Annotated in this window: 5 protein-coding genes and 1 pseudogene; 5 read left to right on the top strand and 1 reads right to left on the bottom strand. The window is 64.8% G+C overall.

Annotated elements, in window-relative coordinates:
* Nucleotides 1–65 precede the first annotated feature (65 nt).
* Nucleotides 66–866: an ABC transporter permease gene (locus tag EN780_RS24610; protein WP_127309085.1), complete on the top strand. Its 801-nt coding sequence runs from the start codon at nt 66–68 to the stop codon at nt 864–866.
* Between the two features lie 58 nt (nt 867–924).
* Here the strand turns inward: EN780_RS24610 and EN780_RS24605 are convergent.
* Nucleotides 925–2,327 (bottom strand): annotated as a pseudogene (locus EN780_RS24605) (MATE family efflux transporter).
* 209 nt (nt 2,328–2,536) lie between these two features.
* On the opposite strand from EN780_RS24605, the gene EN780_RS24600 reads away from it, so the two are divergent.
* From EN780_RS24600 to EN780_RS24585, 4 genes are all read left to right on the top strand, one after another.
* Nucleotides 2,537–3,454 carry an AraC family transcriptional regulator gene (locus tag EN780_RS24600; RefSeq protein ID WP_128275572.1) on the top strand — a complete coding sequence of 306 codons (918 nt, stop codon included), beginning with the start codon at nt 2,537–2,539 and terminating at the stop codon, nt 3,452–3,454.
* A 240-nt stretch (nt 3,455–3,694) separates the two neighbouring features.
* The gene (locus EN780_RS24595; RefSeq protein ID WP_127392172.1) at nt 3,695–4,969 is read left to right on the top strand and encodes an extracellular solute-binding protein; all 1,275 of its coding nucleotides are present in this window, start codon (nt 3,695–3,697) and stop codon (nt 4,967–4,969) included.
* A 110-nt stretch (nt 4,970–5,079) separates the two neighbouring features.
* The gene (locus EN780_RS24590; protein WP_127392171.1) at nt 5,080–5,946 is read left to right on the top strand and encodes a sugar ABC transporter permease; all 867 of its coding nucleotides are present in this window, start codon (nt 5,080–5,082) and stop codon (nt 5,944–5,946) included.
* A gap of 11 nt (nt 5,947–5,957) precedes the next feature.
* Nucleotides 5,958–6,591, top strand: a 634-nt coding sequence (locus tag EN780_RS24585) for a carbohydrate ABC transporter permease (protein ID WP_133372697.1), incomplete at its 3' end; no start/stop codon positions are given.

The following is a 6,591-nucleotide window of genomic DNA, read 5'->3' as shown; positions in this document are numbered from 1 at the left end:
GTGCTGATCTCGCTGGCACTGGTCGGCATGACGCTGCTCGTCGGACGCAGGGAGAACGCGCTATGATCGAGACCTGGCTCCGCCGCCTCTATTTCGGCCTCGTCGCGCTGTTCCTGGCAGCGCCGCTCATCGTCGTCGCCGGCGTCTCGGTCAATTCGCGGCAGGAACTCACCTTCCCGCCGGTCGGCTTCTCGCTCGCCTGGTACGCGCAGATCTTCACCGATCCGGAATGGCGGCTGGCGCTGATCCATTCGGTGACGCTCGCCGTCTGCTCGGCGGCGATCGCGGTGGCCATCGCGCTGCCGCTTGCCTGGTTCCTGTGGCGACGCATCGCGCCATGGGCGAACATCTTCCAGGTGCTGGGGCTGGCACCCTTCATCCTGCCGCCGGTCATCACGGCGCTCGGCTTCCTGAGCTTCTGGGCGACGGTCGGGCTGTTCGGCCAGTTCTTCACCGCCATCATCAGCCACGCGATCTTCTTCGTGACGCTGCCGCTGGTGACGCTGTCGCTGGGCTTTGCCTCGATCGACCGCTCGCTGGTCGAGGCGGCGGCGACCATGGGCGCCGACGACCGCACCGTCTTGAAGACCGTGGTTCTGCCGTTGATCCTGCCCTATCTCGTCTCGGGCTACGCCTTCGCCTTCGTGCTGTCGCTCAATGAATACATCGTCGCCTACATGACGATCGGCTTCACCACCGAGACATTGCCGATCAAGATCTTCAACGCGCTGCGCTACGGCTACACGCCGACCATGGCCGCGGTGTCGGTGTTCTTCGTCGCGGTGGCGGCGCTGGTGTTCGGCTCGATCGCCAGGTTCGGCGACATCCGCAGGCTGCTCGGCGCCATGTCTTCCGACGGCAACTGAAGCAAGCCTGCAATCGAATGGGAACGGCCGCGGGGCGACCCGCGGCCTTTCTGTTGGATCAATGCCCGAAGGCGAGCTGCGGCGTGATCCGGTCGCGCCGCAGCCAGCGCGCCAGCAGAAGCGCGGCCACCACGGCCAGCCCCGACGCCAGGCCGATCCAGATGCCGACGCCGTTGAAGCCGAAATGGAAGGCGAGCAGCACGCCGAGCGGCAGGCCGATGCCCCAATAGCCGATCGCGGCGTAGATCATCGGCACCTTGGTGTCGTGCAGGCCGCGCAGCATGCCGGCCGCCACCGCCTGCGCGCCATCGAAGATCTGGAACAGTGCCGCAAACACCAGGAAGGAGACCGCAAGCGCGATCACCCTGGCATTGGCCGGATCGCTCAGATCGATGAAGGCGCTGATCAGCAAATGCGGCCAGAGAATCATCACCAGCCCCATCAACGCCATGGAGGAAACGCCGATGATGAAAGCGGTCCAGCCGGCGCGCGAAACGCCTTCCGGGTTGCCGGCGCCATGGGCAAGGCCGACGCGCACGGTGACGGCCTGGTTGAGGCCGAGCGGCACCATGAAGGAGATCGAGGCGATCTGGATGGCGATGGCGTGCGCGGCCAGCGAGTCCGCGTCGATCAGGCCCATCAGCAGTGCCGCCGCGTTGAAGATCGTCACTTCGAAGGCGAGGATGCCGGCGATCGGCAGGCCGAGCCTGAGCAGACCCTTGAAGCGCGGCCAGTCGGAGCGCCAGAAGCGGCCGAACAGGTGGTAGCGGCGGAATTTTTTCTCCACGAGCAGCACCGCCGCCAGGCCGCAGAACATCAGCGTGCTGGACAGCGTGGTGGCGAGGCCGGAGCCGGAAATGCCCATCGCCGCGACGCCGAGATTGCCGAACATGAACACCCAGTTGAAGAAGGCGTTGCAGGCGACGGCGACGAAGACGATGACCAGCGCCCAGCCCGGCCGCTCCAGCGCCGAGATGAAGGAACGCAGCACGATATAGCCGTAGAAGGGCAGCACCGCCCATTCCAGCCAGCGCAGATAGATGCCGGCCTGATGCGCCAGCCTGGGCTCCTGGCCCATGGCCAGAAGCACGCTCTCGCCGTGCCAGAGGAAGACCCAGATCGGGATCGAAATCAGGATCGCCAGCCACAGGCCCTGGCGCACGGTGCGGCGCAGGTCGCGCACCGAATGGCGGCGGCGACGAGCTCGGTCGCCATCATCGGCGAGGTCGCCAGCATCAGGCCAAGACCGAAGATCAGCGGCATGAAATAGAGGTTGGCGCCGAGCGCGCCGGCTGCCAGCGTATCCGGCCCCAGCCGGCCCATCATCATGACGTCGGTCGCGGTCATGGCGGTCTGGCCGAGATTGGTCAGCACCATCGGCCAGGCAAGCGCAAGCGTTGCCCTGATTTCCTGACGCCAAAGATTTTCCGGCGCGCGAGCGCCGGCTTCGATCGCAGACATTGTCCTGCTCTTCAGACCACGGCGCGTCGGGACAGAGCCCGGAAGCCGCACACAAACGACGCAAAATGGCGCCGTTTGCGTCGTCTATTGAACGAAATGCGACATGAAGGCAAGGGAGGACGGGCGGCGAACCATTGAGCCAGCGGCGCCGGCGCCTCGTTCACTTGCCGCGCGGAGCCTGCTACGGGTTTCCGGGACGGGAGGAATGGATGACGTTCAGGCAAGGGAAAAATACCGCCGCGATCCCGCGCACCGTGCCCTCCTTCGAGCATATCGTCACCGAAGCGAGCGACAGTTTCCTGTGGCGTCTGGACGACTATCCGTGGGAACGCAACGTCTGGAACTTCCATCCGGAATACGAAATCCATTTGCTCAGGAAATCGTCGGGCGTGGCGCTGGTGGGCGACCATATCGGCGAGTTCGGGCCGGGTTACCTGGCGATCGTCGGCGGTGGCCTGCCGCATGACTGGGTGACGGCCGTGCAGCCCGGCGAGCTGATCGAAGGGCGCGATATCGTGTTGCAGTTCGATCCGCAGCGGCTGCGCGGCTCGGCCGGCCTGCTGCCGGAGCTGCGCGAGCTGGAGCCGTTCCTGGAGCGGTCGCTGCGCGGCATGGTCTTCCACGGACAGTCGGCAATCGACGGCGCCGCGCTGATGGAACAGATGGGCACGGTGCACGGGCTGCCGCGGCTCTGCCTGTTCCTCGAGCTGGTCGACCTCTTGGCCAGGACCGACGAATACGAGCTGTTGTCGTCGCCCGATTTCTCGCCGCTGCTCGACGCCCAATCGCTCGACATCATCCAGCGCACGCTGACCTATCTGTTCCAGCACTTCGCCGAGGACCTGAAGCTGCCGGATGTGGCGGAGCTGGCCGGGATGAGCGAAAGCACATTCTCGCGCTTCTTCCAGAAGAACACAGGCAACAGCTTCAGCGACCATGTCGCCAAACTCAGGCTGTGGCAGGCCTGTAAGCTGCTCTCCGATACCGACATCCCGATCACCGACATCTGCTTCCAGGTCGGCTACATGAACATTTCCAACTTCAACCGCGCCTTCCTGCGCAAGCACAAGATGACGCCGTCATCCTACCGCAAGCTGTCGCGGCAGCGGCTGGCGATGCGGGCCTGATCCGGTCGAGAACCGACTCCCAAAACAGCACTGATACTCGTGTGACAGGTCGGTCCCGCCTTGGCGGTTTTTTGCGCCGCACAATGCATAAAAGTACAGGTTTACTGCAACGGGGCTTCTAGCCTCCCCCTTAGCAACTCCTCATTTTGGCGACGGGTGGCAAGTCGCTCGGGCGACGGTGAGGGTCGCTTAGCCCGAGGACAGCCGCTTCCCGCGACGATTCCTGGAGGAGAAAAACCAATGAAATCAACTCGGCTCGCTGCCAGCCTGGGCGCAGCTTTCGTGCTTACCGCTTCCGCTTCAACGATGGCGCTGGCGCAGGCGCCGGTCTGCTCGGCGCCGGTCAAGGTGCTGGCGCAGCCGCGCGACGGACTGACGCTGCTGGAGGACTCCAAGGACGAGTTCAAGAAGCTCTCCGGCGCCGGCTTCCAGATCGACTACCTCAACGAGAACGACCGCCGGGCAAAGTCGCGCGCCGATGCGTCCACCGTCGGCAACTACAACGTCTACTATGTCGACGAAGCCAATGTCGCGCTGTTCGCGTCGTCCGGCTGGATCGCGCCGCTCGCCGATTATTATCCGGCTGAATATGATTTCGCCGATTTCGATCCCGGCCGGCAGAAGGTCGCCACCTATGACGGCAAGGTCTGGTTCGCGCCGCTAACCGGCGGCGGCGACCTGATGGTCTATCGCAAGGACATTCTGGAGGCCGCCGGCATCCAGCCGCCGAAGACGCTGGACGAGCTGCTCGCCGACGTGCCGAAGCTGACCAATGCCGACAAGGGCATGTATGGCATCGCGCTGCGCGGCGCGCGCGGCTCGGGCGCCAATGTCTGGCGCTGGATGCCCTACTTCAAGGCTTATGGTGGCAAGTGGTTCGACGGCGACAAGCCGGCTTTCAATTCGGATGCCGCGGTCAAGGCGACCGAGACCTACCTCAAGCTGTTCAAGGATTCGGCGCCCGGCACGCAGACCGGCAGCTGGGATGAATCGACCGGCGCCTTCCTATCTGGCCAGGTCGCCATCCTCGTCGAATCGACGCCGCTGTCGGGCATGGCGGTCGATCCGAAGACCTCGCAGGTGGTCGGCAAGGTCGGCTTCCTGCCGCCGCCCGCGCCACTGCCCGGCGGCGGCTACGGCCATGGCCTCGCCATCGCGACCAAGGCCAATCCGGACGACGCCTCGAAGAAGTGCGCCGGCTTGTTCGTCGCCTGGGCGACATCGAAGGAGAACGAGAAGCGCCGGCTCGACGCGCACCAGTTCGGCGAGCTCAACCGCACCAGCATCCTGTCCAGCAAGGAATTCGCCAACATCTACGGCGCCGATCTCGGCCAGGCGCTGGCCGAAACCGGCAAGGTGACGGCGGTGAACTTCTGGCAGGATCCGCGCTGGCCGGATCTCGGCGACCGCTGGGGCATCATCCTCGAAGAGCTGGTCACCGGCACGCGCACCGACATCAAGGGCAGCCTCAACGAGCTCGAGGCCTATGCCAACGAGCTGGTGAAGAAGAAGTAATTCCTCCCACCCGCGGCGCGCGGTCCACGGCATTCGCCGGAATGCCGGGACCTGCGCGCCGCGGATCTTCTCACGACCGCCAACACCCGAAAGGCCCGCGAGGATAGGCCATGCGCCGACGCTCTTTCCTGCCCGTCACTTTTCTCGTCCCGACGCTCGCCATTCTCCTGGTGCTGTCGATGGTGCCGACGCTCTACGCCATCGTCATCGCCCTGCAGAACCGCGAACTGAGCACGCCGGGCTATTCCTGGGTCTGGTTCTCGAACTTTGCCGACCTTTTCCTCGACCGCCGATTCCTCAACGCCGTCTGGGTCTCGGTCAAATGGGAGATCGTCACCGTCGTGGCGACCATGGTGGTCGCGATCGGCCTCGGCGTGCTGATGTTCGAAGTCGCGTCGCCGCGGCTGCGCAACATCTATTGCCTGCTGTTCATCATCCCGGTGCTTTTGCCGCGCGTTTCGGCGGCCTTCGTGTGGAAGTTCGCCTACCATCCGCTCTACGGCATCGCCACCTATCCCTACCGGCTGGTCACCGGCGGCCTGATCGTCGATCCGCTCTCCAAGGCCTCGACCGCCCTGTTCGCCGTCGCCTCGGTCGATGTCTGGCAGTGGGGTCTGTTCTTCGCGGTGATCGTGCTGAAGCTGCTCGAGACATTGCCGCCGCAGCCGATCGAGGCGGCGCGGCTCGACCATGCCAGGCGCTGGCAGATCCATGCCTACGTCACCCTGCCGATGCTCAAGGCGCCGCTGATCAGCCTGATGTTCGTCAAGATGATCGAGTCGCTGCGCTCCTTCGACCTGATCTATGTGATGACGCGCGGCGGGCCGGGCGTGGCGACCGAGACGCTCGACATGTACGCGTTCTCGCAAGGCTTCATCGAGTCCGGCAAGGTCTCCTACGCCTCGGCCATGGCGGTGCTGATGATGATCGCCACAGTGATCACCTTCACCATGCTGTGGAAGCGGGTGCAGGCATGAGGCGGTACCGCATGCGACCGGGCCGCTTGATCGCCAAGGCCATCCTGGCGCTGGCCGGATTCCTCGCCGTGTTCCCGCTCGTCTGGACGGCGCTCAACGCGCTGAAGAACAACGTCGACATCATCACGCGGGTGCCGCGCCTGGTGTTCACGCCGACGCTTGCCAACATCAGCTACATAATCGGCCGCGACAGCGTGATGACCGGGCTCTACAACTCGGTCGTCGCCTGCGGCTTGGCCGTGCTGATCGGCGTCGTTCTCGGCCTGCCGGCGGCCTACGCGGTGGCGCGCTATCCCAACCGCTTCGCCGGCGACATCCAGTTCTTCGTCTTGTCGCTGCGCTTCCTGCCGCCGGTGGCGGTGGCCATTCCGCTGATGGTGATCTGGCTGCAGATCGGCCTCTACGACACGCTGCCGGCGCTGATCGTCACCTATTCGCTGCTCACCATATCGGTGATCATGTGGCTCGCCATTCCGGCCTTCCAAAGCGTGCCGAAGGAAATCGAGGAAGCGGCCTTCGTCGACGGCTACGGCGCCTATTCGGTGTTCTGGCGGATCGCGCTGCCGGTCGCGGCGCGCTCGCTCGCCGGCGCCATCGCGTTCAGCTTCGTGCTGGTCTGGAACGAGTTCCTGATCGCGCTGATGC

Origin of the sequence: Mesorhizobium sp. M4B.F.Ca.ET.089.01.1.1, from assembly GCF_004022605.1 — a bacterium.
GTDB classification, from domain to species: domain Bacteria; phylum Pseudomonadota; class Alphaproteobacteria; order Rhizobiales; family Rhizobiaceae; genus Mesorhizobium; species Mesorhizobium abyssinicae.
Note: the sequence above shows the minus strand (reverse complement) of the source record. Positions and strands in the feature narration are given on the sequence as shown.

Excerpts from the sequence above, each read along its gene's own strand:
- EN780_RS24600 (WP_128275572.1), top strand. The coding sequence starts at position 2,537 with ATGACGTTCAGGCAAGGGAAAAATACCGCCGCGATCCCGCGCACCGTG.
- EN780_RS24595 (WP_127392172.1), top strand. The coding sequence starts at position 3,695 with ATGAAATCAACTCGGCTCGCTGCCAGCCTGGGCGCAGCTTTCGTGCTT.
- EN780_RS24590 (WP_127392171.1), top strand. The coding sequence starts at position 5,080 with ATGCGCCGACGCTCTTTCCTGCCCGTCACTTTTCTCGTCCCGACGCTC.